This is a genomic window from Aeromonas sp. 62-46, from assembly GCF_001898585.1.
Classification (GTDB): Bacteria; Pseudomonadota; Gammaproteobacteria; order Enterobacterales; family Aeromonadaceae; genus Aeromonas; species Aeromonas caviae.
The window spans coordinates 41,233-68,127 of the sequence record NZ_MKUI01000035.1 but is presented as its reverse complement, the minus strand read 5'-3'; the positions used below and the strand labels follow the sequence as shown (position 1 = coordinate 68,127).

Below are 26,895 nucleotides of genomic sequence, written 5' to 3'. Positions count from 1 at the left end.
GTTCGAGTCCCGTCCGCTCCGCCACTAAATTGAAAGGCCTTCCCTATCGGGAAGGCCTTTTTGCTTTCTGGCGTCTGGATAAGAGCTCTGGGAACAAGAGGCAACCGACGGGTCTGCCGCCTGTTACTGACAACCCGCCTCTTCCCCCTGTGGTGCCTACGTGCCTGGTATTGTCTCTTTGCTCAGGGCTTACCCTTCGCTCTGGTTTGCCTTTGCTCCTCCATCTTTTCCCAACCCGGCCAATCGGCCGGGCTTTGTCGTGTCTGGAGATGAGCATCGCAAGCACGCGAATACGCTCTGACCGAGAGTGCCAAAGGACCATCGGGAGCTCATATGCGGATAAGAGATAAGCAAAGCGCTTTTTCTTTCTTCATGGAATATGCATAAGCGGGCATGCTGTACTCAACCCAACGATATGGAGTATCACCATGAAACTGCGAATGACCGCTCTCACCGTTCTCTCCCTGCTGGCTCTCGGTCAGGTCCAAGCCGCCGAGGTGCGGCTGCTGAATGTCTCCTATGACCCGACGCGGGAGCTGTTCCAGGAGTACAACAGTGCCTTTGCCAAGGAGTGGAAGGCCAAAACCGGCGACGATGTGGTGGTGAGCCAGTCACACGGTGGCTCAGGCAAACAGGCTCGTGCCGTGGTGGACGGACTGGAGGCTGACGTGGTCTCCCTGGCGCTGGCCTATGACGTGGATGCGGTGGCCAAGGCAGGTCTCACCGCCAGCGACTGGGAAGGGCGTTTGGCCAACAATGCCTCTCCCTATACCTCCACCATCGTCTTCCTGGTGCGCAAGGGGAATCCCAAGCAGATCAAGGATTGGGGCGACCTGGTGCGCAAGGATGTCGCCATCATCACCCCCAACCCCAAGACCTCCGGCGGTGCGCGCTGGAATTATCTTGCTGCCTGGGGCTATGCCCTGAAGAAAAGCGGCACTGAAGAGGGCGCGAAACAGTTTGTCAGCGATCTGTTCAAGAATGTGAAGGTGCTGGACTCAGGGGCACGTGGCGCCACCACCAGCTTCATCGAACGCGGGCTCGGGGATGTGTTGCTGGCCTGGGAAAATGAAGCGTTGCTGGTGCTCAATCAGCCGGGCACCAGCGACAAGTTCGAACTGGTGGTGCCCTCGGTCTCCATCCTGGCCGAGCCGCCGGTAGCCGTGGTGGACAAGGTAGCCAAGAAGCATGGTACCGAGGCCGTCTCCAAGGCTTACCTCGAGTATCTCTACTCTGACGAAGGGCAGCGCATCATCGCCAAATACCACTATCGTCCGAGCAATCCGGCGATCCTGAAGGAGACAGCGGCCCAGTTCCCCAACCTGACGCTCTTTACTGTCAAGGATCTGGAAGGAGATTGGGACAAGGCACAGAAGAAGCACTTCGCCCAGGGCGGATCGTTTGACCAGATTTACCAACCGGGCCGCTAAGAGACGAAGGCCCCTGTGACAACAGATAGGAGTACCACGATGAACAAGATCCTTCTGGTTCCCGGTCTGCACAACAGTGGGCCGGATCACTGGCAGAGCCGCTGGCACCAGCAATTTCCCCAGTGGCAGAGAATGATGGGTCTGCCCTGGGACAAGCCGGATCTCACGGTCTGGAGCGCAAAGCTGGCGAGCAAGCTCAGGAGCCGGCGCAGCCGGGTCCACCTGGTCGCCCACTCCTTCGGCGCTCTAACGGCCATCGCTGCCGCCAGACTGCAACCAGACAAGGTCTCTTCCATCTTCATCGTTGCCCCTGCCGATCCTGCCCGTTTCGGTATCCCGGATGAGGTGTTGGCGGGGTCCATCAAGGTCTCTGCCCAGTTGATCGCCAGCCGCAATGACCCCTGGATGAGTTTCGAGCGGGCAGAGTTCTGGAGCCGGCAGTGGCAGGTGCCGTTGTTCGATGCGGGGGAAGTGGGCCATATCAATGCCCAGTCCGGCCATGGGGAGTGGCACCAGGGCCTCGCTTTGCTCGGCACCCTATACCGCCGTGCCGAAATGGTGGTGGAGCCTGCTCCTGCCGAGTGGGGCAAGCAGGCCGCACTCAGTTTTCGATGAGGGCGCCTCGGATTGTCTCGGCACGATTTCCAGACAGGCTGGCAACTTGGCCAGCGTGACTGACTTTGCATGTTCCCGGTTTTACCGCTCCGTCTTTTAGGTCTTTTATTTATATAAAAGACCTTTTTTTATGCTTATCGCTCTAAAAGCCTTGTTCCACCATTGTTAGATAAAAAAGTGCTTAGCAAAGGCATTATTGGTGTTTGTTGTCCCTGGCCGCCGTGAGCAAAATCGTCACATCCAAAGTATTTATAACAAACGGATGTGTTATGCGATTAAGTTCTTATTCCGTCCTGCCAGGCCTGGGGCCAACGCTGGGCTTCAGTCTGCTCTATCTGGGCATACTGGTGCTGCTGCCGCTCTCGGCACTGGTGCTGTTTGCGGTGAACAACCTGAGCGCCGCCGAGTTCTGGCAGGTGATCGGCTCCCCCCGGGTGCTCGCCTCCTTTCGCCTGAGCTTTGGCGCCGCCTTCATTGCCGCCCTGCTCAACAGTCTGTTCGGTCTGATACTGGCCTGGGTACTGGTGCGCTATACCTTCCCCGGCCGCAGACTGGTGGATGCGCTGATCGACCTGCCCTTTGCCATGCCGACTGCCGTCTCCGGCATCGCCCTGTGCGCCATCTTTGCCCCCAACGGCTGGATTGGCCAATGGGTCGCTCCGCTGGGCATCGAGCTTGCCTACAACCCCATAGGGGTGGTCATTGCCCTGACCTTTATCGGGCTGCCCTTTGTGGTGCGTACCCTGCAGCCGGTGCTGCGGGAAGCGGAGAGCGAGCAAGAGGAGGCGGCCGCGAGCCTGGGTGCCAACCGCTGGCAGACCTTCATCCGGGTACTGTGGCCGACCCTTGTACCTGCGCTGCTCACCGGTTTTGCCCTGGCGTTTGCTCGTGGCGTGGGGGAGTACGGCTCTGTCATCTTCATTGCCGGCAACCTCCCCATGGTGTCCGAGATTGCCCCCCTGATGATCATGAGTCACCTGGAGGAGTATGACTATGCCGGAGCATCGGCCATTGCGTCCGTCATGCTGCTCATTTCCTTTGTGCTGCTGTTGCTCATCAACAAGTTGCAAGCCTGGAGCTGGGCTCGCATCGGAGGAAGCCGTATATGAACGCCTCTACTGCACATCTCGATCAGGCCCAGGAGTCCGCTCCGGCCACCCCGGCGCGTCATCCTCCGGTGACCCATGAACCGGTCTGGGTCAAATGGCTGCTGGTCACCGTCGGTCTGGGCTGGTTTGCCGCCTTGCTGCTGTTGCCGCTGGCCACCGTCTTCATCCAGGCGCTGAGCCCGGGTCTGGCCTTCTTCTGGCACGCCATCAGCGAGCCGGATGCCCTGAGCGCCCTGGGGCTGACCGCCCTGGTGACGCTCTGCTCGGTGCCCCTGAACCTGCTGTTCGGGCTGGCCGCCGCCTGGGCCATCGCCCGGTTCCGCTTTCCTGGCCGGCAACTGCTTATCACCCTCATCGATCTGCCGTTCTCGGTCTCGCCGGTCATCGCGGGCTTGATGTTCGTGCTGCTGTTCGGCAGTCGCGGCTGGTTCGGCGAGTGGCTCAGCGAGCACGACATCAAGATCATTTTCGCTACCCCGGGGATCATCCTGGCGACCACCTTCATCACTGTGCCCTTCGTGGTACGCGAGCTGCTGCCCCAGATGGAGGCGCGAGGCCCGGAGGAAGAGGAGGCCGCCATCATGCTGGGGGCGAGCGGGTTGCAGATGTTCTGGCGGGTGACCCTGCCCGGCATCCGCTGGAGTCTGATGTATGGCCTGCTGCTCTGTACCGCCCGGGCGGTGGGGGAGTTTGGCGCTGTCTCCGTGGTTTCCGGCCACATTCGCGGCCAGACCAACACGCTGCCGCTGCACATCGAGATCCTTTACAACGAGTACCAGACCGGTGCCGCCTTCGCGGTGGCCAGCCTGCTGGCGCTGTTCGGGATCTTCACCCTGCTGGGTGAGACCCTGCTGGCCAGGCTGCGCGGCCAACCGACCCAGTCCCATTGATCCCGAATTAACGGTTATAGGAGAGGCATTCATGAGCATTCAGGTTCAAGGGCTCAACAAGCATTTCAATCAGTACGCGGCGCTGGCCGACATCAACCTCGATTTTCACGACGGTGAGCTGGTCGCCCTGCTCGGCCCCTCTGGCTGCGGCAAGACCACCTTGCTGCGGATCATCGCCGGGCTGGAGCAGGCGGACAGTGGCAGCGTCATCATCCGCGGCGAGGATGCCTCGGATCTCCATGTGCGCGAGCGCAACGTTGGCTTCGTGTTCCAGCACTACGCCCTGTTTCGCCACATGACGGTGTTCGAGAACGTGGCCTTTGGCCTGAGGGTCAAGCCGCGCAGCGAACGCCCGGACGAGGCGGCCATCCGCACCCGGGTCAAGGAGCTGCTGGATCTGGTGCAGCTTAGCCATGTCGCGGCACGCTACCCGACCCAGCTCTCCGGTGGTCAGCGCCAGCGGGTCGCCCTGGCCCGGGCCCTGGCGGTGCAGCCCAAGGTGCTGCTGCTGGACGAGCCTTTCGGCGCCCTCGATGCCCAGGTGCGCAAGGAGCTGCGCCGCTGGCTGCGTGAGCTTCACGACGAGCTGCATGTCACCAGTCTGTTCGTGACCCACGATCAGGAAGAGGCCCTGGAGGTTGCGGATCGGGTGGTGCTGATGAACGCCGGCAAGGTAGAGCAGATTGGCACCCCTGCCGAAGTGTATGATCAACCCGCCAGTGCCTTCGTGCACAGCTTCCTTGGCAGCGTGAACCTGTTTCGTGGCAGGGTGGCCGGGCAGGGGCTTGGCATCGGTGAGCAGCAACTGGGTGGCCCCATCCCCTCCCATCTGGCAGAAGGGAGTGCGGCCATCGCCTATGTGCGCCCCCACGAGCTGGAGATCCTGCCCTCGGATGCCCCCGGTGGCATTCGCGCCACTATTACCCGCCTGCTGCCCATGGGGCCGCGCATCCGGGTGGAACTGCGTGGCGATGGGGAGACGGGAGGTGCCCACTACGAGGCCGAACTGAGCAAGGAGGCCGCCCGGGCCTTTGCCCCCGGCCAGGGGGTGCGTCTGGTGGCCAGGCAGGCACAGCTCTATCCCGACTACCAGATCTGAGGGCAAGCCGCGAGGTGCGGCCCTCTTTCAGGCTTGCTGCCGGGCTATGATCCCGGCAATCCATAACAAGAGGACGGTGGCACGAGCCACCGCCACTCAGCGCAGGAGGCGATGAGGTGAACTTTCAGCAATTGCGAATCATTCGGGAGGCGGCACGGCGGGATTACAACCTGACCGACGTGGCCAATGCCCTCTTTACGTCCCAGTCCGGGGTCAGCCGCCACATTCGCGAGTTGGAGGAGGAGCTGGGGCTCGCCCTCTTCATTCGCTATGGCAAGCGTCTGCTCGGCATGACCGAGCCGGGCAAGGAGTTGCTGGTGATCGCCGAGCGTATCCTGGGGGATGCCGACAACATCCGTAAACTGGCGAGCACCTTTGCCAATCGCGACTCGGGCCGGCTGCTCATCGCGACCACTCATACCCAGGCCCGTTATGCCCTGCCGAGGGTAGTGAAGGCGTTTCGGGAGCAATTTCCCCTGGTACAGCTGGAGCTGCGTCAGGGAAGCCCGGAGGAGATAGTGCGGCTGGTGCAGACCGGCGAGGTGGACATCGGCATCAGCAGCGAGCAGCTCGACAAGAGCGAAGGGGTGGTGGCCTTTCCCTACTACCGCTGGCACCACAATATCGTCGTGCCGGAGCAGCACCCCCTCACCGCCGAGCGGGAGCTGACCCTGGCCGCTCTGGCCCACTGGCCCATCGTCACCTATCAGGCCGGCCTCACCGGTCGGGCACGGGTGGATGATGCCTTTGCCGAGGCGGGCATAGTGCCGCAGATCCTGCTGACCGCCCAGGACTCCGACGTCATCAAGACCTATGTCGAGTTGGAGATGGGGGTGGGCATACTGGCGGACATGGCGTTCGATTCCCAGCGGGACAAGGGACTGGTGCAACTGGACGGCAGTCGGTTGTTTGCGCCGCACACCGCCTGGATCGGCCTCAAGCAGGGGCAGTTCCAGCACAACTTTGCCTGGCAGTTCATCCAGCTCTGCAACCCCGAGCTGGCGCTGGCGGAGATCCAGGCCCGCGCCATGAGCAACGAGCCTCTGCTCGACTATCAGATCTGAACCGAGGGATGGATGAAAAACGGGGAGCCATGTGCTCCCCGTTTGTTTGATGTTGACCTGATCTGGCACGGGAAACGCCGAGCGGGTTCCCGCCAGGTCGGATACGTCCCATCACTGCGCTGTCCAAGCCTCCTGCCAGTGGGAGCCTACGCCCGGTTCATACTGGGTGGCCGTGCTCGCCCACTGGCTGCACCAGCCGCTGTAGGGGAAGGGTTTGCACTGATAGACCTTGCCGTTCTTCGGCTGCAGCACCCGGGTTCCGGCGGTGTAGGACTTGAGGCCGTCCGGGAAGGTGAACTGGTAATCGCCCCCGCTTGCCGGATCCTTGAACATGAGGTCCAGGGTCTGCTGCACCGCGTCACCACCGGCCTTGGGTTTGCCCTCGATCACTAGCTGATGGTGGCCTGCACTCAAGCCGGTCAGCGCCATGGAGAAACTCTGGCTGCCGTCCTTGATGTCGGCACTGCTCTGTCCCCTGGCGACACCGCCGTGGTCATAGAGGGTGTTGGTGATGGCGAGATCCCCCTGGGCCGTGACGGTGAACGTCAGGGTGAGCTTGCCGTTGTCGAGGGGGTAGTCGCTCGCCAGACCGCTCACGCTGATCCCGTTCTCAACCGGGGGCTGCTGTTGCTCAAGCTGGATCTCGACCCGTTGCAGGTTGCTGCCAGCCTTGAGGTAGACCGGGTTCTGGCCATAGACGGGGTTGAACTGGCCGTCCGTACCTTGCTGGCCAGCACGGATCTGGCTCTGCTCGGCGTTGATCTTGCTCGCCAGGGCGTGGGCCCAGTTGTTCTTCTGGCCCTGTCCGGCGCTGGCGATGGTCAGCTCGGTCTGGAGATCGGTGCGCTCGCCATTGGCATCGAACACCCGGGTTCTGGCTTTGTCACCCGCCACCAGGTCGATGGAGGGATAGATGGTCCCTCCCTGGCTCCAGGTCAGCGGTGGCTGGGTGCCATCCTTGAACCGGGCGTCGATCAGGTTGTAGAAGCTGTTGGCGGTATCCCCAACCTCCCACACCCCGAGAATGACCTGATAACCGGTACGCGGGGGCAGGGTGCACTGATGGGTCACCTGTTTGGGGGGCTGCACCATGTTGCCGTCGATGACGCAGAAGGGATTGAGATCGAACGCATCCCGGGTGAGGGGCTGGTTCGGGTTCCAGTCCTGCTTGGTGAGGTAGTAGCGCCAGTTGCGGGTTACGTGGTTGGCAGTGAAGGTCCAGCTGATGGCGAAGGGACCGGCCTGCACCTCACGTTTGGTCCAGCGATCGAGGGTCTGGGTGTTGAGCTCGCCGAATTGGGGGTGACCGGCCGAGGCTATCTGGCCGTCGGCGGGGCCGCCATCGGGGAAGCCGGAGGGGGCTTCCAGGCTCTGGGGTTCCCACTGGATGGCGCCACACTGGCTGTTGCCCCCTGTCTTGCACAGGTAGTTGCGCCCTTCGGGCTGGCTGATGTAGCCGTGAGCGAGCACGCCGCCACTGGCCAGCAGCGCCAGCGCTGCCGCGAGATGGGTGAGTCGGATATTTGCTGCCATACATTCCTCTGTTCGGTGATGTGGGCAGTCACGTTGGCAGGGGAGTTCCCCGAAACACGGTGCTGCAACCCCGCTATCCTGGACAGCTTGTCTTTAGACCGGAGGCTTTGCGTCCTGGCCTTTCAACCAGTTTGCCAAATGACTACAGAAAGGATCATGGTGCCGCCTGTGGCGACCACCCATCATGGCTATATTTTGTTAAAAAATTAAGTGTAAAAATTGACAGTGCCGTCTCATCGGAGCAGCGCATCAGCGGCAGATCACTCCGTCGGGATCTGCGCGCTGGTTCAGTGCGAGAGGGTGGCCCGGGAGAGGCTCCCGTGGCCATGACAGGAAAGGAGCCCCTGCAAGCCTGGCAGGGGCTCATGGGGCCACTCAGTGGCGGGGTTGCATGCCTGCTCGGGAAGAGGACGCCTGGGTCGGTCGCATCATCCTGTCCTGGGCTTGGGCGTTGTCCAGCTTGAACACCGCCAGTCGCTCGTCGAGGCTTCGGGAGAGACCGGCCAGCAGTTCGCTCTCCTGGGCCAACTGGGAGGCCGCCTGGGACATCTCTAGCGCCGAGTCGTTGATGCCGCTGACGTTGCGGTTCATGTCTTCCGCCACCATGCTCTGCTGCTCCGCCGCCGTGGCGATCTGGGTCGCCATGTCGCTCACGTGCTGGATGTGATTGACGATGAGGGAGAGATCCTGCCCCGCCTTCTCGGACTGGTTGACGCTGCTCTCCGCCAGCTTGCGGCTGGCGTCCATGGCGTTGGCGGCGGTGACAGCCCGTTGCTGCAACTGGGTGATGGTACTCTGGATCTCCTCGGTGGAGTGGCGGGTGCGACTGGCCAGCTGGCGCACCTCGTCGGCCACCACGGCGAAGCCACGGCCCTGCTCGCCGGCCCGGGCCGCCTCGATGGCGGCGTTGAGGGCCAGCAGGTTGGTCTGCTCCGAGATGGCGCTGATGACCGCCGTCACCTCGCTTATCTGCATCACTCCCTCCTTGAGCTGGTTGACCTGCGAGGTGGCCTGATCCACCTCGGTGGCCAGCGCCTGGATGCCGTGCACGCTGGCATGGACATCCTGGTTGCCGAGTCCGGCCTCGCTGGTGGCATCCTGGGTGTCGCGGGCCGTATTCTCGGCGTGACCCGCCACGTCGGCGATGGTGGCGCTCATCTCGTTCATGGCGGTGGCGAGCTGGGCGAGCTGATCCCGCTGACTGTTGACCGCCTGGTTGGTCTGTTCGGCGGAGGCGGCGATGCGCAGGGCGGCATCCGCCACGTTGCGGGCCCCCTGGCTCGCCTCCAGCAGGGCGCGGCGGATGGCATCCAGCCCCTGGTTGGTGGAGCTGGCGACGGCGCCGAGCTCATCCCTGCCCAGCACCGGGATGCTGACCACCAGATCGCCGGCCGCGACCCGGGCCATGGCCTTGTTGATCTCGGCCAGGGGATTGACGATGGAGCGGCTGATGGCGAGTCCCAGCAGCCCCATCAACAGGATCACCAGCAAGGTGGCGCCACCCATCCACTCATATTGCGACCACATGGTGGCCTCAATGTCCTGCAACAACACACCGGAGCCCAGGATCCAGCCCCAGGGCTGGTAGCCCGTCACCAGCGACATCTTCTGGGCCGCCTCGCCGGACGGGGAGACCCACTGATACTCCAGCCTGCCCTGGTGGCCGCCCTTGCCGAGATCCACCATGTGCTGCCAGTGGGACTCGGCAGGGTTGTTGCCCATCTGCTGGCCGACCAGCTCGGGTTTGGCGGGATGCACCACCACCCGACGATCTTCATCCAGCACGAACAGGTAGTTGTCCCCGTCAAAGCGCATGCTGTCGAGCATGGCCTTGGCCTGTGCCTTGGCCTGCTCCGGGGGGAGGGTGGCGGCCAGAGCCTGGATCCGGCTCATGGCCAGATCCAGCACCGCCTGCAGCCTGGCTTCCCGTTCACTCATCAGATTGCGGTGCAGGGCACTGGCCGAGATGAGCAGCAGTGCGATGAAGCCGACCAGGGCCAGTGAGAGCAGCAGCATCAGCTTGCGACTCACGGCAATATCACCGAGCTTGAACATAGTCTTATCCTTACTTTCCCATGCGGGTCTGATTGTGGCCGAACTGCCGGCCGGACCTGATTGTTATTATTTTTAACATATCATTAACTTTCAATGGGTTGCGGTGGAAAACAGCCAATTGAGCAGTTTGACAACCAGTATAGCCAGCAGACAGAAACCCTCGCTTTTGATAGCGTGATGGCGCGCATCCCGGCGCACAATTTGTCTACTCAATTTGCAAGAAGTGTGAATGGGTTGGCATTTCACCAAAAAGGAGTGGGCGCCCCGTGGTCGCCCCATAACAAGAGGGAAGTTATGAGTTCCATTGCCAGGAATTATCTCAACCAGCTCAATGCCGATTACCTGCAGGTGCACAGACGCAAGGAGGACCTGTTCTGGTCCACCTACATGGGCACCAGCGACGATCAAGCAGGCTTCACCGCGGCCGAACAGGCCTACAAGGCATTTTGTGCCGATCCTGACCGCCTGCCGGTGCTGCGGGAGATGCATGCCCAGGCCGAAGAGGCGGATCTCAGGCGCGGCCTGGGGGGCTGGATCGCCTTCTTCGAGTGCAACGTCATCGAAGACCCCAGTGCCTCCGCCCTGATGGACGAGCTGGTGGCCGCCGAGGCGGATCTCTTCGCCCGTCGCAAGGGGTTGAAGCTTACCTTGCTGGACGAGCAGGGCCGCCAGGTGCCCGGCAGTCTGCCCACCGCCAGCACGGCGCTGGCCGCCAGCAGCGACGAGGCGGTGCGCCAGAGCGCGCTCGCCATGTTCCACACCCTGGAGCAGTGGGTGGTCGACAACGGCTATCTGGCCATCGTCGCGCTGCGCAACCGCTTTGCCCGTGCCATGGGCTATCGCGACTACTTCGATTACAAGGTGCACAAGAACGAGCAGATGAGCCCGGAGCAGCTGTTTGCCATTCTTGACGACTTCATCGCCCGCACCGATGCCCGCTTGCACCAGAGTCTGGCGGAGCTGAAAGCGGCCAAGGGGGAAGCAGCCCTGCTGCCCCACAACCTGCGCTACAGCGTGAGTGGTGACGTGACCCGCCAGCTCGACCCTTACGTGCCCTTCTCCCGGGCGCTGAAGGATTGGGTCGAGAGCTTCCGCCGGCTCGGCATCCAGTACCGCGGTGCCACCCTCACCCTGGATCTGCTGACCCGGGAGGGAAAATACGAGAACGGCTTCTGTCACGGCCCGGTGCCGAGCTTCTGGCAGGATGGGGAGTGGGTGCCGGCGGTGGTCAATTTCACCAGCCTGGCCAATCCGGCCCAGGTGGGCAGCGGCTGGAGTGGGCTCAACACCCTGTTCCACGAGGGAGGCCACGCGGCGCACTTTGCCAACGTCACCGGCAACGCGCCCTGCTTCTCCCAGGAGTTTCCGCCCACCTCCATGGCCTATGCCGAGACCCAGTCCATGTTCTGCGACAGCCTGCTGGACGACGCGGACTGGCTCAAGCGCTACGCCAGAAACGCGGCGGGAGAACCCATCCCCGATGCGCTTATCCAGGCCATGATTGAAGCGCGCCAGCCATTTCGCGCCTTCAACGAGCGCCAGATCGCGCTGGTGGCCTACTTCGAGCGGGATCTCTACGCCATGGCAGATAGCGAGCGCACCCCGGCAGCCGTGCTGGCCCTGGCCCGCAAGTGGGAGCGCAAGATCCTGGGGGTGGATAGCCCGCGCCCGCTGCTGGCCATCCCACACCTTCTGAACCAGGAGTCGGCCTGCGCCTATCACGGCTATCTGCTGGCACTGATGGCGGTGGAGCAGACCCGCGCTTATTTCCTGAGGCGCGACGGCTACCTCACCGACAACCCGCGCATCGGGCCGGATCTGGCCGCCCACTATTGGGGACCGGGCAACGGCATGACCCACGACGAGACACTGCAGAGCCTCACCGGCGAGGGTTTCAGTGCGGTGCCGCTGGCAGAGGCGTGCAACCGGAGTGCCGCCGAGGCGTGGCAACAGGCGCAAGCATGCATGGCGGCCGCGCGGCAGCGCCCACCGGCAGGGGAGGGAACGCCCCTCGACGCCCATATCCGGGTGGTACACGGGGCCGAGCTCATCGCCGACAACAGCGAGTCCGAGGCGCGCATGCTGGCAGACTTCGAGGCCTGGATCCGGCGCCTCGAGACCGCCGAACCAGTGACCCTGGCCTGAGCCCGGTATCGCACCATCAAAAGAGCCCCATCAGGGGCTCTTTTTTGTGGGTTGAGATGGCCTGACCCCATGGCGCCAGCCTTGGATTGGCTGGTGGACAGGCTCAAGTGTCCTTGACGGCGCTGCCCGCTGGTTTTTCTTCCTGCGCCATCTTCCTGGCCTTGACGATCAGCGCTGAGGCGCCCCCGGTTGCGGGCAAGAGGCGACGCCCTACCCTTGGCAGGGTGTCTGCATGGCGGGTTGACGGCCATTTCCCCCTGCTGGCCACAGATATGTTTCTCCCGATATATTGAGTATTCACGGCGATCCCATATCATGGCGCTCGCTCGCCACCAGAGGGTGGCGGCATTCAGATGATTTGCTAACAAGAGAGCCCAGAAGGCTCGCAGAGGGATGGATAGTGAGAGCCGTATTGCTGTGTTTGCTGGGGCTGTGGCCCGCGTTGAGTTTTGCCACTCTGTCCGCCGATATGGTGGTGGTGAAGAAGTCGAGTTACAGCCTGACCCTGATGAAGGATGGCAAGGAAGTGAAGCGCTACTGGATTGCCCTGGGCCCGGCTCCCAAGGGACACAAGCAGCGTGAAGGGGATCAGCGTACCCCGGAAGGTCGCTATACCCTGGACTACAAGAAGAGCAACTCCGGTTTCTACAAGGCCATTCACATCAACTACCCGAATCTGGACGACATCAAGCGCGCCAACGAGCTGGGTGTGAACCCGGGCGGCATGATCATGATCCACGGCCAGCGCAACAGCCTGGGGGATCGCAGGGTGCAGCCGTCCAACTGGACCAATGGCTGCATCGCGGTGCTGAACCACGAGATGGACGAGATCTGGAACGCCATCGAGCCCGGCACTCCCATCATCATCGAGCCCTGATCCTGTCTGCCAACGCCCGCTCTCATGCGGGCGTTGCATTTGTCGCAGACCATGACGTGACACTGCCTCCTGCGCCGTGCTAGTTTTTCCGGTTCGCATTGGCTGTGACAAGGATGATCCCATGATGTCGGAAACCCGCCCCCCTGTGCCCGAGCGCACGGGGGCGCTCTGGTGGCGTGCCACCCTGGATATGCTCCCGCTCTCCATTTCCGTCATCCCCTGGGGAATACTGTGTGGCGCCCTGGCGCTTCAGGCGGGTATGAGCCCGCTCCAGGCACAGCTGATGTCGCTGCTGGTCTATGCGGGGGCGGCCCAGCTCTCAGCCACCACCTTGTTCGGGGCGGGGACGCCGCTGCTGCCCATCATGGGCTCCACCATGGTGATCACCTCCCAGCATCTGCTCTATGGCTTCACCTTCCGGCGCGACGTGCTGCCCCTCTCCCTGCGCTGGCGGGCCAGCCTCGCCTTCTTCCTGACCGACGAGATGTTTGCGGTGGCGCTGAAAGAGAGGGAGCGCAGCGGCGCCTTCAATCCCGCCTATGCGCTCATCGCGGGCTTTGTCTTCTATCTGTTCTGGAACATGGCGACCCTGCTCGGCATCGCCGCCGGCCAGTACATTGACGGGCTGGACAAGATGGGGCTCGACTTTGCCATTGCCGCCACCTTTATCGCCATGACGCTTCCCGCCATGAAGAACCTGCCCATGGTGGCGGCCACTCTGGTGAGCGGCGGGACGGCACTCGTCACCAAGCCGCTGCTGGCGGAGATCCACATCATCGTCTCGGCCCTGGCCGGCATGGTGGTGGGCTATGTATTGCACCGGATGAGGAGGTGATCATGGGCTGGCTGATGATAGGGCTGCTGGCCCTGATCACTTTCTTCAACCGTTTTGCCTTCTTCTCGCGGTTGACCCGCTATCAGCCGGGGGCCGAGATGGGGGCTTTCCTCAGCTTCTCGGCCCAGTCGGTGCTGACCGCCATCTGGCTGCCCATCGTCTTCAGCTATGAGCCCGGCCGCGGGCTGGACTGGGATCCGGACTACCTGGCCGCCACCCTGCTGGTGACGGTGTTGACCCTGCTGCGCCTGCCTACCCTGGTGGTGGTGGTCGTCGGCATGGGGGGCTTCTTCCTGCTGCGTTGGCTGGGGGGCGTGGCCCTGTTCTGGCCCTGGTGAAGGATGTGCCGTGATCCGGCATGGCGGATGTCTTGATGGGATATCCGCCCTGTTGGGAATGTCACTTCAAAAAAGACCTCCCAAGTGTGAGGATTTTGGTTCCACCCGCCACGGAGTGAACCATGTCCTTCACCGAAACCTGCCAGCGCATCGTGCGCGACCCTCTGCTCTCACCGGCCCAGAAGGGTCGGGCCCTGGCGCTCGCCGCCGAAAACGCGTTGCCTTACCCCGAGTTGCCTGCCGCCGTGCAGGATGCCATGGCACAAGGGGTGCTGTGCGACATGTTCGAGGGGCACGCTCCCCACAAACCGCGCTACGTGCTGCCGGATTACGCGCGGTTTCTGCGCCAGGGCTCGGCCTGGCTGGAGCTGGCGCCACCCCTGGACTTCGACGAGGCCCTCGATGCCCTGCGCATCCTCTACCATCACGTGCCCTCCGTCACCGGCATGCCGGTCTGGCTGGGGCGCCTCGATCACCTGCTGCTGCCCTTTGTCGGTGAGCTGGATGATGAAACGCTCCATCGCAAGCTGAAGGCCTTCTGGATCTATCTGGATCGGGTGCTGCCGGATGCCTTCATGCACGTCAACATCGGCCCCGACGACAACCGGATCTGCCGGCTGATCCTGCGCATCGACAGGGAACTCCAGCAGGTGGCGCCGAATCTCAGTCTGTTCCACGACCCGGTGCAGACCCCGGACAGCCTGTTGCTGCAAGGGGTCGAGAACATCTCGGCCTGCAGCAAGCCCCACATCGTCAACTATCCGCTGCACAGGGACACCTTCGACGAACGCGGCTTTGGCATCGTCAGTTGCTACAATGCCCTGCCCCTGGGGGGCGGTGCCAATACCCTGGTGCGCCTTTCCCTCAAGGGCGTGGCCGGGCAGAGCGCAGGGGTTGAGGATTTCATGGCGCGCACACTGCCTCACTACTGCGAGCAGGCCTCGCGACTCATCGAGGTGCGCGCCGCCTTCCTGCACCGGGAGTCGGGTTTCTTCGACAGCTTCCTGGTGGAGGAGGGGCTGATCGAGGAGGCGCGTTTCGTCCCCATGTTCGGCATCTTTGGCATGGCGGAGGCGGTGAACCGGCTGATGGAGAAGGGAGGCTTGCCGTGGCGCTATGGCCATGACGATGAGGCCAACCAGCTTGGCTATCGCATCTCGGCTCGCCTCTCCGAATGGGTGGCCAGGAGGGGCCAGACCCATGCCTGGGGCGGCCGCGCCCTGCTCCACTCCCAGGGGGGACTCAGCGTGGACAGGGGCGTGACCCCGGGGGTACGGATCCCCTATGGCGAGGAGCCGGATCCCGCCAGTCACCTGCTGGCCCTGGCGCCCCACCACGGCTTTTATCACTCCGGGATCAGCGAGATCCTGACCCTGGATCCCACCATACGCCAGAACCCTCAGGCGCTGCTGCAGCTCTGCAAGGGGGCCTTCGCCCTCGGCATGCGCGAATTCAGTGCCAACGTGGCGGACAGCGATCTGGTGCGGGTGACCGGCTACATGATCCGCAAGCGCGATGTGGCCCGCTTCGCGGCAGAAGGCTCGCGGCTGCAGACCACCAGCCTCGGCGCCGAGGCGAGCGAGCTGACCGGGATCCGCCAGCGGGCACCGCGGGTGGTGGCTATCGAGACCCTCTTGAATGAGCACTGAGAACGGCAGGCAGAAGGGGGCCGAGCTCAGGGCGACGGTGAGCCGCTGGCTGCCCTTCTCCTGCGTGGACGGCCCCGGCAACCGGCTGGTGCTGTTTTTGCAGGGCTGCAACTTCCGCTGCCCCGGCTGCCACAACCCCCACACCATGGGGTTGTGCGATCACTGCGGTGACTGCGTGCCCGGTTGCCCGGGCGGAGCCCTGGCGATGCAGGAGGGGCGGGTGAGCTGGCAAGCCGAGCTTTGTACCCACTGCGACCGTTGCCTCGATGTCTGCCCTCGCCACGCCAGCCCCAAGACGCGCCAGATGTCGGTGGCCGAGGTGCTGGCCCTGCTGCGCCGCTATGGCCCGCTGCTCACCGGCGTCACCGTCTCCGGCGGGGAGGCGACCACCCAGTTGCCGTTCGTGATCGCCCTGTTCACGGCCATCAAGGCTGCGCCGGATCTGGCCCGTCTCACCTGCCTGCTCGACAGCAACGGATCCCTGGGTGAAACGGGTTGGCAGCGGCTGTTGCCGGTGCTGGACGGCGCCATGATAGACCTCAAGGGGTGGCGCGAGCCTGTGCATCTGGCCCTGACCGGGCGGGGCCGCGAGCGGGTGCTGGCCTCGCTGCAACTGCTGGCGCAGGCGGGCAAGCTGGCGGAGGTGCGGCTGCTGCTGGTGCCGGGGCAGAGCGATTATCTCACTGCCGACGGCACGTTGGATGGCGGGCTCGCCGCCTTCTTGCACTCTCTCGGACCCGTGCCCATCCGCCTCAACGGCTTTCGCCACCACGGGGTGCGAGGGGAGGCGCTGTCATGGCCAGAAGCCGGGTCGGCTGACCTGACTGTGCTTGCCAACGCATTGAAGGCCAAGGGGTTTGGGTCGGTGATGCTGCCTGCGATCTGAGCTCTGCGGCACGTCGGGATGCTGAGACCCGATATGACGCAACTGTGAACTCTGTCTATAGGGGCTGTCCGAGGGGACGGCTAGAATGGGCAAACCGTCCATCACCAACAGATACCCATGAGTGAATCCAACGCCCTTTATCGAGTGCAGTTCATTTGTCACAGCGAGCGTTACGAAGTCTATGTAAGAGAGGTGAATCAGGGCCAGCTGTTCGGTTTCATCGAGATCGCCCACTTCGTGTGGGACACCCACACGGCGCTCATCGTCGACCCCAGCCACGAGAAGCTGAAGAGCGAATTTGCCGACGTCACCCGCACCCTTATTCCCATGCACCACGTGCTGCGGGTCGATCAGGTGCGCAAGCAGGGGGCCGCCCGCATCACCGAACTGGGCAACAACGTCACCTCTTTCCCAGGCCCCATCTATACCAAGAAGCCCTGAGTCCTGCCACCAGGCATCATTGTGGGGCGTCCAGCTCCCGGGCCAGTTGCAGGATGCGCTGACGGAACCAGCGCAGGGCGGGATCTTCCCCCAGGGGGCCATACCACACCAGGCTGTGGGTCACGGCGCCGTAATCGAAGGGAACGGGGCGGCTCACCAGCCCCTGGGTACAAGCCCGGGTAGCCCAGCCCTTCACGGCCGTGAGAATGAGATCGCTCTGGCGCAGCAGGGCGGCGGCGCTGCCAAAATCCGGCAGGGTGGCCCCCAGTCTGCGCCGTACCTGGCGCTGGGCCAGACTCTGCTCGAAGAAGGGATCGGCCAGCTCCTGATCGCGAATGGCGATGTGGCGCCAGCTCAGGTAGGCATCGAGATCCCAGGGGCGCGTCAACGCCGGATGATCCGCGCGCATCAGGCAGACCAGCTCGTCCTCCCGCAAGGTTTCCCAGACGAGGCCGGGCTGATTGACCCCGGGCTGGCTCTGATCGTGGGGCAGGATCACGAAGTCGAGCTTGCCCGCCGCCAGAGCAGCCAGTCCCTGCTCGTCCTTGTTACGCACGACGGGCATCAGCCCCGGCACCTCCTGCACCAACTGACCCAGTACGGCCCCCATGGGCCAGATCATGCTGCTCTCCCGCATCGCCAGGTTCAGCTCCCCCTGCCAGTTGGCAGGGGCAAATCCTTCCTGGCTGGTGAGGCCGTTGAGCTCCCCCAGCAGGCGGCGCAGCGTCGGGCCGAGGCGTTCGGCAAACGGGGTCAGCAGCAACTGGTTGCCCTGGCGGTAGAGCAGTTGATCCCCCAGCAGTTCGCGCAACTGGTTGAGGGTCTTGCTGACGGTGGAGGGGGTGGTGCAGAGGCGCTCGGCGCTGCGGGTGACACTGCGGGTGTCGAGCAGCAGATGCAGGGTCACCAGGTGGCGACCGCCGAGGCGGGAGAGGGCAATGAGATCCATTACGGTTCCACGGGCAAGGGGACAAACGAAAAGCCCCGCCTGAGCGGGGCTTGCGGGCTTAGCCCTTGAGCACGGCGGCCATGGCGTCGGCCACGTAGTCGACGTTGCGGCTGTTGAGGCCCGCCACGCACATGCGACCGGAGCGCACCAGGTAGACGGCGAACTCTTCCCGAAGGCGGTCCACCTGCTCCGGCGTGAAGCCGGTGTAGCTGAACATGCCGCGTTGGTTGATGAAGTAACTGAAGTCGCGGCCCGGCACCTTGGCACTCAGCACCTCGAACAGCTTCTGGCGCATGGCCTTGATGCGGGTGCGCATCTCGGTCACCTCACCGACCCACATGGCGTGCAGTTCGGGCTGGCTCATCACAGCCGCGGTGATCTGACCGCCGTGGGTGGGGGGGCTGGAGTAGTTGCGGCGCACGGTGGCCTTCATCTGGCCGAGCACCCGGCTCGCCTCTTCGGCATCCTGGCAGATGACCGACAGGCCGCCGCAGCGCTCGCCGTAGAAGGAGAGGTTCTTGGAGAAGGAGTTGCTGACGAAGAAGCTGACACCGGCGGCCACCATGGCGCGGATGGCATAGGCATCCTCTTCCAGCCCGTCACCGAAGCCCTGATAGGCGATGTCCATGAAGGGGATCAGGTTCTTCTCGACCACCAGGGCGATCACCTGGTCCCACTGGGCACGGGAGAGATCCACCCCGGTCGGGTTGTGGCAGCAGGGGTGCAGCAGCACGATGCTTTTCGCAGGCAGGCTGCTCAGGCAGTCGATCATGGCGTCGAACTGCACGCCGCCGGTGGCCGCATCGTAATAGGGGTAGTCGTGCACCTTGATGCCGGCCCCCTCGAACATCGCCTTGTGGTTGTCCCAGGTGGGATTGCTGACCCACACCTCGGATGTCGGGAAGTAGCGCTTGAGCAGATCGGCACCGATCTTCAGGGCGCCGGAGCCGCCGATGGTCTGGATGGTGGCGATGCGACCCGCCTTGACCGCTTCATGCTCGGCGCCAAACAGCAGGTGCTGCACCGCGGTGCGGTAGTTGGCGGCGCCTTCCATCGGCTGGTAGGGGCGCGGGGCCGGGGCAGCGGCGCGCTGCGCTTCGGCCTGCTGCACCGACGGCAGCAGCGGAATGCGGCCCTGCTCGTCGTAATAGAGGCCAATCCCCAGGTTCACCTTCTGCTCGCGGGTATCTTTATGGAAGGTCTCGACTAGCGTCAGTATGGGGTCGCCAGCATAGGCATCGACGTGTTCAAACATGGGGGGTCCTTGAAGTTGACTGTCCAATTCGGCCGGCCATCAGCCGGGCCGATATGATGGCGCAATCCAGAGGTGGCCTCAAGTTGTTCGAGATGGCGACAGGGCTGACAAAGTCTGTCGCAGTGGTAAGCGCGGGGCCCTTGCCAGGATCCTGCATCCCGTCTGCACGTTCCCCCCATTTTGTCAGAGAAGGCTGCCTTATCGGGATCGTTTGGATAATATATGGATACATACGGCCCCTCTCATTCCCCTTACACCCATCCGGGGGAGTCAGGTTCAGCGCCACCTGAGACAAATTAATAGTTGCATAATAGTCAGGCTATTCTTTTGACAACCATTGCAGTGTGCCCGGCCCCTTCGGGGGGCCCACGATAACAGGTGACTCATCGCCGATGACCCGACACGTTTCTGATGCCGATTCTCCCTGGCTGGACTGGCACGGCCTGGGTGGCTGGAATGTCTATTTTCTTGCCAAGTTCGCCCTGCTCTGGGGGGGATATCTCAACTTCCATCCCCTGATCAACCTGGTGTTTACCGCCTTCCTGATCTTTCCCCTGCCAAGGGCCGGGTGGCGCCGTGCGCGGCACTGGCTGGCGTTGCCGGTGGGAGCGGGGATCTTCTATCACGATACCTGGTTGCCGGGGATAGAGAGCATTCGTTCCCAGGGCAGCCAGGTCTTCTCCTTCACCCTGGATTACTGGACGGAGTTGCTCGGGCGTTTCATCAATTGGGAGATGGTCGGCGCGGGGTTCGTGCTGCTGACGCTCTATCTGTTCATCGCCCAGTGGCTGCGCTTCACCCCCTGGATCCTGCTGGCGCTGCTCTGGCTCTGGGTCTCGCCCCAGGTGAGCAATCCCTTCGCGAGCAGCAAGGGGGCGAGCGAGCACGCCCTGAACACGTCCCGGGAGGAGACCCGCTCTTCAGTGCTGCCCATGGAGGAGCAGCTTGACCAGAGTGCCCCGCCGACCAACGAGAACCTCAACGCCTATCTCGATGACTTCTATCGGGAGGAGCAGGAGAGACTGGTGCACTTCCCGGAGAGCCTGCCAGCCCAGGCGACCCCCTTCGATGTGCTCATCATCAATGTCTGCTCCCTGGCCTGGCATGACGTGGAGGCGAGCGGCCTGACCGGGCATCCGGTCTGGTCCCACTTCGACATTCGCTTCAACCGCTTCAACTCCGCCACTTCCTACAGCGGCCCGAGCTCCATTCGCCTGCTGCGGGCCAGTTGCGGGCAGACCAGCCACCAGGGGCTCTATGTGACGGCGCCGAAGCAGTGTCTGCTGTTCGAGAATCTGGCCCAGCTCGGCTTTGCCAAACAGGTGGCCATGGATCACTCGGGGGATTTTGGCAACTACCTGACCGGCCTGCAGCAGTATGCCGGGCTGGATGTGACCCCCATGGACAAGAAGGGGCTGGCCCATGATCTCGCCTCCTTCGATGGCGAACCCATCTATCGCGGGGATGCCCTGTTCGGCCGCTGGCTGAACGAGCGGACACAGAGTCAGGCGGCACGCAACATCACCTTCTTCAACCTCATCGCCCTGCACGATGGCAACCGCTATGTGGCGAGCCGCCAGATAGCGCCCTACAAGGAGAGGCTCAAGACCCTGCTGGATCAGCTGGACGACTTCATGACGACGCTGGAGCAATCCGGCCGCAAGGTGGCCGTGGTGATGGTGCCTGAGCACGGCGCCGCTCTCACCGGCGACAAGATGCAGATGGCCGGGCTGCGGGACATTCCCAGCCCGAGCATCACCCAGGTGCCGGTGGGGATTGCCCTGCTCGGTACCAAGGCGCCCCATGAAGCGACCCGCAACGTGGACACCCCCAGCAGCTTCCTGGCGGTATCAGAACTGGTCTCCAGGCTGGTGGGGAAGGATGTGTTCGGGAGCGAGACCATTGATTGGGATGCCCTGCTGGGCGACCTGCCGCAGACCCCGCCGGTGTCCGAGAACCAGGGCTCGGTGGTGATCGAATATCAGGGCAAGTACCACATCAAGCTGGGGCAGGGGGACTGGGTCCCCTATCCCCAATGAGACCGGAAGTGACGATGCGCAGCGAACGGCAATCAGACATGCAGACCCCCTTCGGCGTCCCAGTGGAGGGCACGGTGATCAATGACGTGGCCATGGTCCAGCAGGCCTTTGGTGTCAGCCTCTCCTATCAGGATATTGCCGCCAGGGAGCGGCTCGCCGCCTTGTGCGCACGCTTCCCCCTGCTGGCGGAGGTGGCAGTGAAAGGGCCCGAGGGGACTGGCGAGGGGAGGTCTGCATGAAGGTGATCGCCCTGCAGGGGATCCGGGGAGGTGTGGGGACCACCGCCATCGTGGCCGGACTGGCCCAGGCTGCCCATGAGCAGGGGGCAAGGGTACTGGCGGTGGATCTCTGCCCGGACAACCAGCTTGGCATCCACCTTGGCCTGCCCCATGACGATCCGGGAGGCTGGAGTCGGCTGACCCAGCCGGCGCGGGAGTGGCGAGGTGCGCTTCACCGCCGGGAGGAGGGACTGGATCTGCTCTCCCATGGCGGGGGGGAGGGGGCGTCGGCCGAGTGGCTGGCGGGGATCGATGGCTATGATCTGGTGCTGCTGGATCTGCCCCTGGGCATGGTCCCCGTCATTCCCTGCAGGCGCTTGCTGGTGGTCAATGCGGATGCCAACTGCCATGTGCGGCTTCACCGCCACCCCTGGGCGGCCGATGAGCGTCTGCTGGTGACCCAGTTCTCCAGCCAGCGGGCCCTGCAGCAGGGGTTGCTGGATCTCTGGCTGGCAGGGGGGCTCCCTCTGCTCAATCTTCATCTGCACAGGGACGAAGCCATGGCGGAGGCCATGGCCGCCAAGCTGCCGGTCGGCCGCTATGCCCCCACCAGTCTGGTTGCCCACGAGCTGGCCGCCCTGGCGACCTGGTGTCTGGCAGAGGGGGAGGCCCCCCGATGAGAGTGCGGCTGCTGACGCCGGCTGCGGGCCTCTGGTGCTCGCAGCGCTATCGCGCACTGCGTGAGCGGGGGGCTTCCCGCCCGGGGGCGGCCGCATTGACCCTGGGCTGGCTGCTGGCCTGGGCTCTCTTCCCCCTCGAGCGTCATGGCTGGCAATGGGTGCTGGGCCATGCCCGGGGGCTCTATCCCCAGCTGACGCACCCCCGGGTGGGGGATCCCCTGCGCGTTCTGTTGCAGAGCCTCTGGATGATAGTGCGTCGCCCACAGCCCATCCCCCTGCGCTGGCCTGCCTCCTGGCAGCGGATCTGGCACCGGGGCACACAGACTCTCGGCGCCTTCCTGGCCCGCCAGGAGGAGAAAGGGCTGGCCGCCGCCAGGGCCACGCCCCGCGAGGCACGCTGGAAGAGCGTGCTGCTCTGCGTGGTGGCCGGGAGCCTCTCCCTGCTCTGCGTCACCCAGCCGTTCACCCTGCAGGCGCAGCTGGTGTTCGTCCTCCTGCTGGCGGCCATGGCCTTCATCCTGCGGGCCGTGCCGGGCCGTTATCCCATGCTGATGATGATGGTGCTCTCCCTCACCATCTCCTGCCGCTACATCTGGTGGCGCTACACCTCGACCCTCGACTGGTTCGATCCCGTCAGCCTGGCCTGCGGCCTGCTGCTGCTGGCCGCCGAGACCTATGCCTGGCTGGTGCTGCTGCTCGGCTACTGGCAGACCGCATGGCCCCTGCACCGCCCTCCGGCACAACTGCCGGCGGATCCGGCCCAGTGGCCCAGCGTGGATCTGATGATCCCCACCTACAACGAGGATCTCGCCATCGTGAAGGGGACTGTCTACGCCGCCATGGGGCTCGACTGGCCCGCCGACAAGCTGACCATCTGGCTGCTTGACGACGGGGGGCGGGCAGCGTTTCGAGACTTCGCCGAGGAGGCCGGGATCCGCTATGTGGCCCGGTCGACCCATGAGCACGCCAAGGCGGGCAACATCAATCACGCCCTCAAGATGGCCACCGGGGAGCTGGTCGCCATCTTCGACTGTGACCACCTGCCGACCCGCTCCTTCCTGCAGATGACGGTGGGCTGGTTCTACCGGGATCCCCGTCTGGGCGTGGTCCAGACCCCCCACCACTTCTTCTCCGCCGATCCGTTCGAACACAACCTGCAACGGTTTCGCAAGATGCCGAACGAGGGGGCTCTCTTCTACGGCCTGGTGCAGGATGGCAACGACATGTGGGATGCCAGCTTCTTCTGCGGTTCCTGCGCCGTCATCAAGCGCACTGCCCTTGACGAGATCGGCGGCATCGCGGTGGAGACGGTCACCGAGGATGCCCACACCTCCCTGCGGCTGCACCGCCTCGGCTACACCTCGGCCTATATCCGGATCCCGCTGGCGGCGGGGCTGGCCACCGAAAGCCTCTCTGCCCACATCGGTCAGCGCATCCGGTGGGCGCGCGGCATGGTGCAGATCCTGCGTCTGGACAACCCTCTCTTCGGCAAGGGGCTCAAGCTGGGGCAGCGGCTGTGCTACTTCAATGCCATGCTGCATTTCCTCTCGGGCATACCGAGGCTCATCTTCCTGACGGCGCCGCTCGCCTTCCTGATCCTGCACGCCTACATCATCTATGCCCCGGCGGCGGCCATCGCCCTCTACATGTTGCCGCACATCTTCCACAGCGCTCTGACCAACTCCCGGTTGCAGGGCAAGGTGCGCCACTCCTTCTGGGGCGAGGTCTATGAGACGGTGCTGGCCTGGTACATCGCCAGGCCGACCACGGTGGCGCTCTTTGCACCTCACAAGGGGACGTTCAACGTGACTGCCAAGGGGGGGATGACGGAGGAGGTGTTCCTCGATCTGTCGGTCTCCCGCCCCTATCTGCTGCTGATCCTGCTCAATCTGTGCGGGCTGGGGTTCGGCCTCTGGCGCATCGGCACCGGCCCTGCCGACGAGGTGCCGACCCTGATCCTCAGCATGATCTGGACCCTCTACAACATGACCATACTGGGCGGCGCCCTGGCGGTGGCCTTCGAGTCGCGCCAGGTCCGTGCCAACCCCAGGGTGGAGATGGTGATGCCGGCGGCCATCAGGCTGGCGAACGGTCACCTCTACCCCTGTACCGTCAGGGATTACTCCAACGGGGGGGTCGGGGTGCTGCTCGAGGCGCCCCTGCCCCTGGCCGACAAGGAGAGGGTCTGGTTGCTGCTGCGCCATGACCAGCGGGAGCAGGCGTTCGCCGCCAAGGTGCAGCGGGTGTTCGGCTGCAAGCTGGGACTGGAGCTGGAACCCATGGCGCAGGCGCAGCATGTCGAGTTCATCCAGTGCACCTTCGCCCGGGCCGATACCTGGTCCCTGTGGCAGCAGCGTCTGGGCAAGGATCGCCCCCTCCACAGCCTGATCGACATTACCCTGCTCGGCTGGGGGGCTTACTGGCGTCTGGCCCGTACCTCACCCATCGGCTTTGTTTGTATCCTCCTCGAGAAGCTGGCTCGCTGGCTCCTCTCCTTCGTTCCCCGTCGCGTCTCCCCAGATTTCCGGGCCGGGACTCCGACCTCACAGACAGTGAAAGGATGATGAAACCACAACGCTACCTTATTCCTCTCCTGCTGATGGCTCAGGGTGCGACCGCCGCCGAGGCCGTCGGCCCCCTGCCGCCTGTTCCCGCTCCGGTGCGCACCCAGGGGATGAGCTTCGAACAGATGGCATCATCGCCAGGCACCCTGTCCCTGCGCGGCAATGCGCCAGACGGACTGGCCGACTTCACCGTGCGGCGGGACGAGGTGGTGACCCGGGCCACCCTGGACCTGAACTTCACGCCATCGCCCTCCCTGCTGCCGCTCATCTCCCAGGTCAAGGTCTATCTCAATGACGAGCTGATGGGGGTGACGGCCCTCAACCAGGATCAGATGGGGACGATGACCCATGCCAGCATCGAGCTGGATCCCCGCTATGCCAAGGATTTCAACCGCCTCAAGGTGAGCTTCGTCGGCCACTATCAGAAAGTGTGCGAGAACCCGGCGAGCGATACCCTCTGGCTCAACGTCAACCGGGACAGCAAGCTGACCCTGCAGTTGCAGACCCTGCCGGTGCGCAACGAGCTCTCCTTCTTCCCCATGCCGTTCCTCGACGTGCGGGACAATGGCAAGCTGACTCTGCCCATGGTGTTCACGGGCTCAGTGCCCCCGGAGCAGCAGCAGGCGGCGGCGGTGCTGGCCTCCTGGTTCGGCACCAAGGCCCAGTGGCGGGGCCAGCATTTCCCGGTGCTCATCAACCAGTTGCCGGATCGCAACGCCGTGATCTTTGCCACCAATGACGCGCGCCCCGATTTCCTGGTGGACTATCCCGAGGTGAAGGGGCCCACCATCGACATGATCAGCTCCCCCGGCAATCCCTATGTGAAGCTGCTGCTGATCCTGGGGCGGGATCAGCAGGATCTGCTGACGGCGGTGCAGGGGCTGGCGCGAGGCGATGTCATGCTGCGTGGCCAGAGCGTCATGGTGGACGAGGTGAAGCCGCTCTCCCCGCGTCAACCCTACGATGCCCCGAACTGGGTGCGACTGGATCGCAAGATGCGCTTTGATGAGCTCACGGAGTACCCGGGCCAGTTGCAGGCAACGGGACGCACGCTGTGGCCCATGAACCTGACGCTGCGCCTGCCGCCGGATCTCTATCTGCTGGGGGAGAACGGCATCAGGACGGAGCTGAAGTATCACCATACCTCGCCCACCCTGCGCGACGGTTCCCGGCTGGATGTGGGGGTCAACGGCCAGCTCATGAAGTCGTTCACGCTCGAGCCCGGCGAGGTCAAGAGTGAGCGGTTGCTGACCCTGCCGCTCTGGTTTGCCGACGATGGCGACACCATGGCACTGCGCATGCCCGGGCTCAAGACCACCCAGGCCAACAGCCTGAGCTTCTCGTTCGAGTATGCCCAGCAATACATGGGAGGAACGGAGGATGGCCGTTGCGACCTGGTGATGCCGCCTGCCCATCAGGTGCGCATCGACGAGGGCTCCACCATCGACTTCACCGGCTATCGTCACTTCATCGAGATGCCCGACCTCAAGGCGTTCGCCTATGCCGGCTTCCCGTTCAGCCGGATGGCGGATCTCGCCGACACCCAGATTGTCATGCCGGCCAGACCCCATCCCGGGCAGATCACCACCTTGCTCGATGCCGTCGGTGCCATCGGGGCCGAGACCGGGTATCCGGCGCTCTCCCTGCAGGTTCTGGACGACTGGGAGCGAGCGCGCACCGCGGATCGGGACACCCTGCTCATCGGCACCCTGCCGGAGGAGTTTCGAGGGGATCTGGCCCCCGACGCCCTGCTGCAATCCACGCGCAGCTGGGTCAACGAGCCAACCCGCCAGCACAAGGGGGATCTGCTGCACACCATGGCCGATCGCCAGCCCCAGGCCCGGGTGGGCATGACGGGCAATCGGGCCATCGCCGTCATCCTGGGGCTGCAATCGCCGACCCATGATCAGCGCAGCCTGGTGGCCTTGCTGGCGGATGGGCCGGCGGGGGTCACATTGCTCAATGATGCCCTGCAGACCCGGACCCTACGCGATCAGGTGGCAGGCTCGGTGGCCATCATCCGGGAATCCGGGGTGAAGAGCCTGGTGGTGGGGGATCGCTACGAGGTGGGCTACCTGCCGTGGTGGGAGCGTCTCTGGCAACTGTTTGCCCGTTATCCGGTGCGTCTTGCCGGGCTGACCCTGCTCTGCATGCTGGTACTGGGCTGGGGCCTGCGGGTGCTGCTTGCCAGTGCCAGCCGCCGCCGTCTGAAGGAAGATTAAGA

22 protein-coding genes and 1 riboswitch are annotated in these 26,895 nt (G+C 63.9%); of the genes, 18 read left to right on the top strand and 4 right to left on the bottom strand.

The genetic code is table 11. From position 1 onward, the window contains the following. Positions 1-428: 428 nt before the first annotated feature. From BGO64_RS12080 to cbl, 6 genes are all read left to right on the top strand, one after another. Positions 429-1,430 carry a sulfate ABC transporter substrate-binding protein gene (locus BGO64_RS12080; protein WP_042864432.1) on the top strand — a complete coding sequence of 334 codons (1,002 nt, stop codon included), beginning with the start codon at positions 429-431 and terminating at the stop codon, positions 1,428-1,430. A 39-nt stretch (positions 1,431-1,469) separates the two neighbouring features. Next, positions 1,470-2,045, top strand: coding sequence for an RBBP9/YdeN family alpha/beta hydrolase (locus BGO64_RS12075; protein ID WP_039039453.1), 576 nt, complete (start codon positions 1,470-1,472; stop codon positions 2,043-2,045). Positions 2,046-2,314: 269 nt separating this feature from the next. Further along, positions 2,315-3,154, top strand: coding sequence for a sulfate ABC transporter permease subunit CysT (cysT, locus tag BGO64_RS12070; protein WP_039039454.1), 840 nt, complete (start codon positions 2,315-2,317; stop codon positions 3,152-3,154). Continuing rightward, positions 3,151-4,044: a sulfate ABC transporter permease subunit CysW gene (gene cysW / locus BGO64_RS12065; protein WP_010672826.1), complete on the top strand. Its 894-nt coding sequence runs from the start codon at positions 3,151-3,153 to the stop codon at positions 4,042-4,044. The genes cysT and cysW overlap by 4 nt, the downstream gene beginning before the upstream one ends. Positions 4,045-4,075: 31 nt before the next feature. Beyond that, positions 4,076-5,143, top strand: coding sequence for a sulfate/molybdate ABC transporter ATP-binding protein (locus BGO64_RS12060; protein ID WP_010672827.1), 1,068 nt, complete (start codon positions 4,076-4,078; stop codon positions 5,141-5,143). Between the two features lie 116 nt (positions 5,144-5,259). Continuing rightward, positions 5,260-6,207, top strand: a complete 948-nt coding sequence (cbl, locus tag BGO64_RS12055; protein WP_010672828.1) for an HTH-type transcriptional regulator Cbl — start codon at positions 5,260-5,262, stop codon at positions 6,205-6,207. 111 nt (positions 6,208-6,318) lie between these two features. Here cbl and gbpA read toward each other — a convergent pair whose 3' ends face one another. Both gbpA and BGO64_RS12045 read right to left on the bottom strand, forming a co-directional pair. Further along, entirely contained in the window at positions 6,319-7,740 is a 1,422-nt protein-coding gene (gbpA, locus tag BGO64_RS12050) for an N-acetylglucosamine-binding protein GbpA (protein ID WP_128297351.1), read from the bottom strand. A gap of 60 nt (positions 7,741-7,800) precedes the next feature. Further along, positions 7,801-7,886: riboswitch (cyclic di-GMP riboswitch) on the bottom strand. Positions 7,887-8,115: 229 nt separating this feature from the next. Continuing rightward, complete coding sequence (locus BGO64_RS12045; protein WP_010672830.1) at positions 8,116-9,795, bottom strand: methyl-accepting chemotaxis protein; 1,680 nt, start codon at positions 9,793-9,795, stop codon at positions 8,116-8,118. Positions 9,796-10,089: 294 nt separating this feature from the next. Between BGO64_RS12045 and BGO64_RS12040 the strand changes: the two genes are divergently transcribed. The 7 genes from BGO64_RS12040 to BGO64_RS12010 all read left to right on the top strand — a co-directional run bounded on the left by BGO64_RS12040 (position 10,090) and on the right by BGO64_RS12010 (position 16,966). Further along, complete coding sequence (locus BGO64_RS12040) at positions 10,090-11,940, top strand: M3 family metallopeptidase (RefSeq protein ID WP_286700731.1); 1,851 nt, start codon at positions 10,090-10,092, stop codon at positions 11,938-11,940. 400 nt (positions 11,941-12,340) lie between these two features. Beyond that, positions 12,341-12,817, top strand: coding sequence for a L,D-transpeptidase family protein (locus BGO64_RS12035; RefSeq protein ID WP_029313677.1), 477 nt, complete (start codon positions 12,341-12,343; stop codon positions 12,815-12,817). Positions 12,818-12,938: 121 nt separating this feature from the next. Continuing rightward, positions 12,939-13,652: an AzlC family ABC transporter permease gene (locus BGO64_RS12030; RefSeq protein ID WP_134997060.1), complete on the top strand. Its 714-nt coding sequence runs from the start codon at positions 12,939-12,941 to the stop codon at positions 13,650-13,652. Between the two features lie 2 nt (positions 13,653-13,654). Further along, the gene (locus BGO64_RS12025) at positions 13,655-13,990 is read left to right on the top strand and encodes an AzlD domain-containing protein (protein WP_049635961.1); all 336 of its coding nucleotides are present in this window, start codon (positions 13,655-13,657) and stop codon (positions 13,988-13,990) included. Positions 13,991-14,112: 122 nt separating this feature from the next. Next, on the top strand, positions 14,113-15,639 hold the full coding sequence (locus tag BGO64_RS12020) for a YjjI family glycine radical enzyme (RefSeq protein ID WP_286700730.1): 1,527 nt from the start codon (positions 14,113-14,115) through the stop codon (positions 15,637-15,639). Between the two features lie 37 nt (positions 15,640-15,676). Further along, on the top strand, positions 15,677-16,525 hold the full coding sequence (locus BGO64_RS12015) for a YjjW family glycine radical enzyme activase (RefSeq protein ID WP_202044804.1): 849 nt from the start codon (positions 15,677-15,679) through the stop codon (positions 16,523-16,525). A gap of 117 nt (positions 16,526-16,642) precedes the next feature. Beyond that, positions 16,643-16,966: a DUF1820 family protein gene (locus BGO64_RS12010; RefSeq protein WP_039039461.1), complete on the top strand. Its 324-nt coding sequence runs from the start codon at positions 16,643-16,645 to the stop codon at positions 16,964-16,966. A 16-nt stretch (positions 16,967-16,982) separates the two neighbouring features. On the opposite strand, the gene BGO64_RS12005 is transcribed toward BGO64_RS12010, so the two are convergent. Together BGO64_RS12005 and BGO64_RS12000 are read right to left on the bottom strand one after the other, a co-directional pair. Then, positions 16,983-17,915, bottom strand: a complete 933-nt coding sequence (locus BGO64_RS12005; RefSeq protein WP_286700729.1) for a LysR family transcriptional regulator — start codon at positions 17,913-17,915, stop codon at positions 16,983-16,985. Positions 17,916-17,973: 58 nt separating this feature from the next. Continuing rightward, positions 17,974-19,170, bottom strand: coding sequence for an amino acid aminotransferase (locus BGO64_RS12000; RefSeq protein WP_102949194.1), 1,197 nt, complete (start codon positions 19,168-19,170; stop codon positions 17,974-17,976). Between the two features lie 392 nt (positions 19,171-19,562). Here BGO64_RS12000 and bcsG point away from each other — a divergent pair, with 392 nt between their 5' ends. From bcsG to bcsB, 5 genes are read left to right on the top strand one after another with little or no spacing between them, the layout of a single operon-like run. Then, positions 19,563-21,209: a cellulose biosynthesis protein BcsG gene (gene bcsG / locus BGO64_RS11995; RefSeq protein WP_286700728.1), complete on the top strand. Its 1,647-nt coding sequence runs from the start codon at positions 19,563-19,565 to the stop codon at positions 21,207-21,209. A gap of 14 nt (positions 21,210-21,223) precedes the next feature. Continuing rightward, positions 21,224-21,448 (top strand): cellulose biosynthesis protein BcsR, encoded by a 225-nt coding sequence (gene bcsR / locus BGO64_RS11990; RefSeq protein WP_010672842.1) that lies wholly within the window; start codon positions 21,224-21,226, stop codon positions 21,446-21,448. After that, positions 21,445-22,107, top strand: coding sequence for a cellulose biosynthesis protein BcsQ (bcsQ, locus tag BGO64_RS11985; protein WP_139736406.1), 663 nt, complete (start codon positions 21,445-21,447; stop codon positions 22,105-22,107). Before bcsR ends, bcsQ begins: the two co-directional genes overlap by 4 nt. Further along, positions 22,104-24,671 carry a UDP-forming cellulose synthase catalytic subunit gene (bcsA, locus tag BGO64_RS11980; protein WP_286700727.1) on the top strand — a complete coding sequence of 856 codons (2,568 nt, stop codon included), beginning with the start codon at positions 22,104-22,106 and terminating at the stop codon, positions 24,669-24,671. Before bcsQ ends, bcsA begins: the two co-directional genes overlap by 4 nt. Further along, complete coding sequence (bcsB, locus tag BGO64_RS11975) at positions 24,671-26,893, top strand: cellulose biosynthesis cyclic di-GMP-binding regulatory protein BcsB (RefSeq protein WP_286700726.1); 2,223 nt, start codon at positions 24,671-24,673, stop codon at positions 26,891-26,893. Before bcsA ends, bcsB begins: the two co-directional genes overlap by 1 nt. Positions 26,894-26,895: the final 2 nt, after the last annotated feature.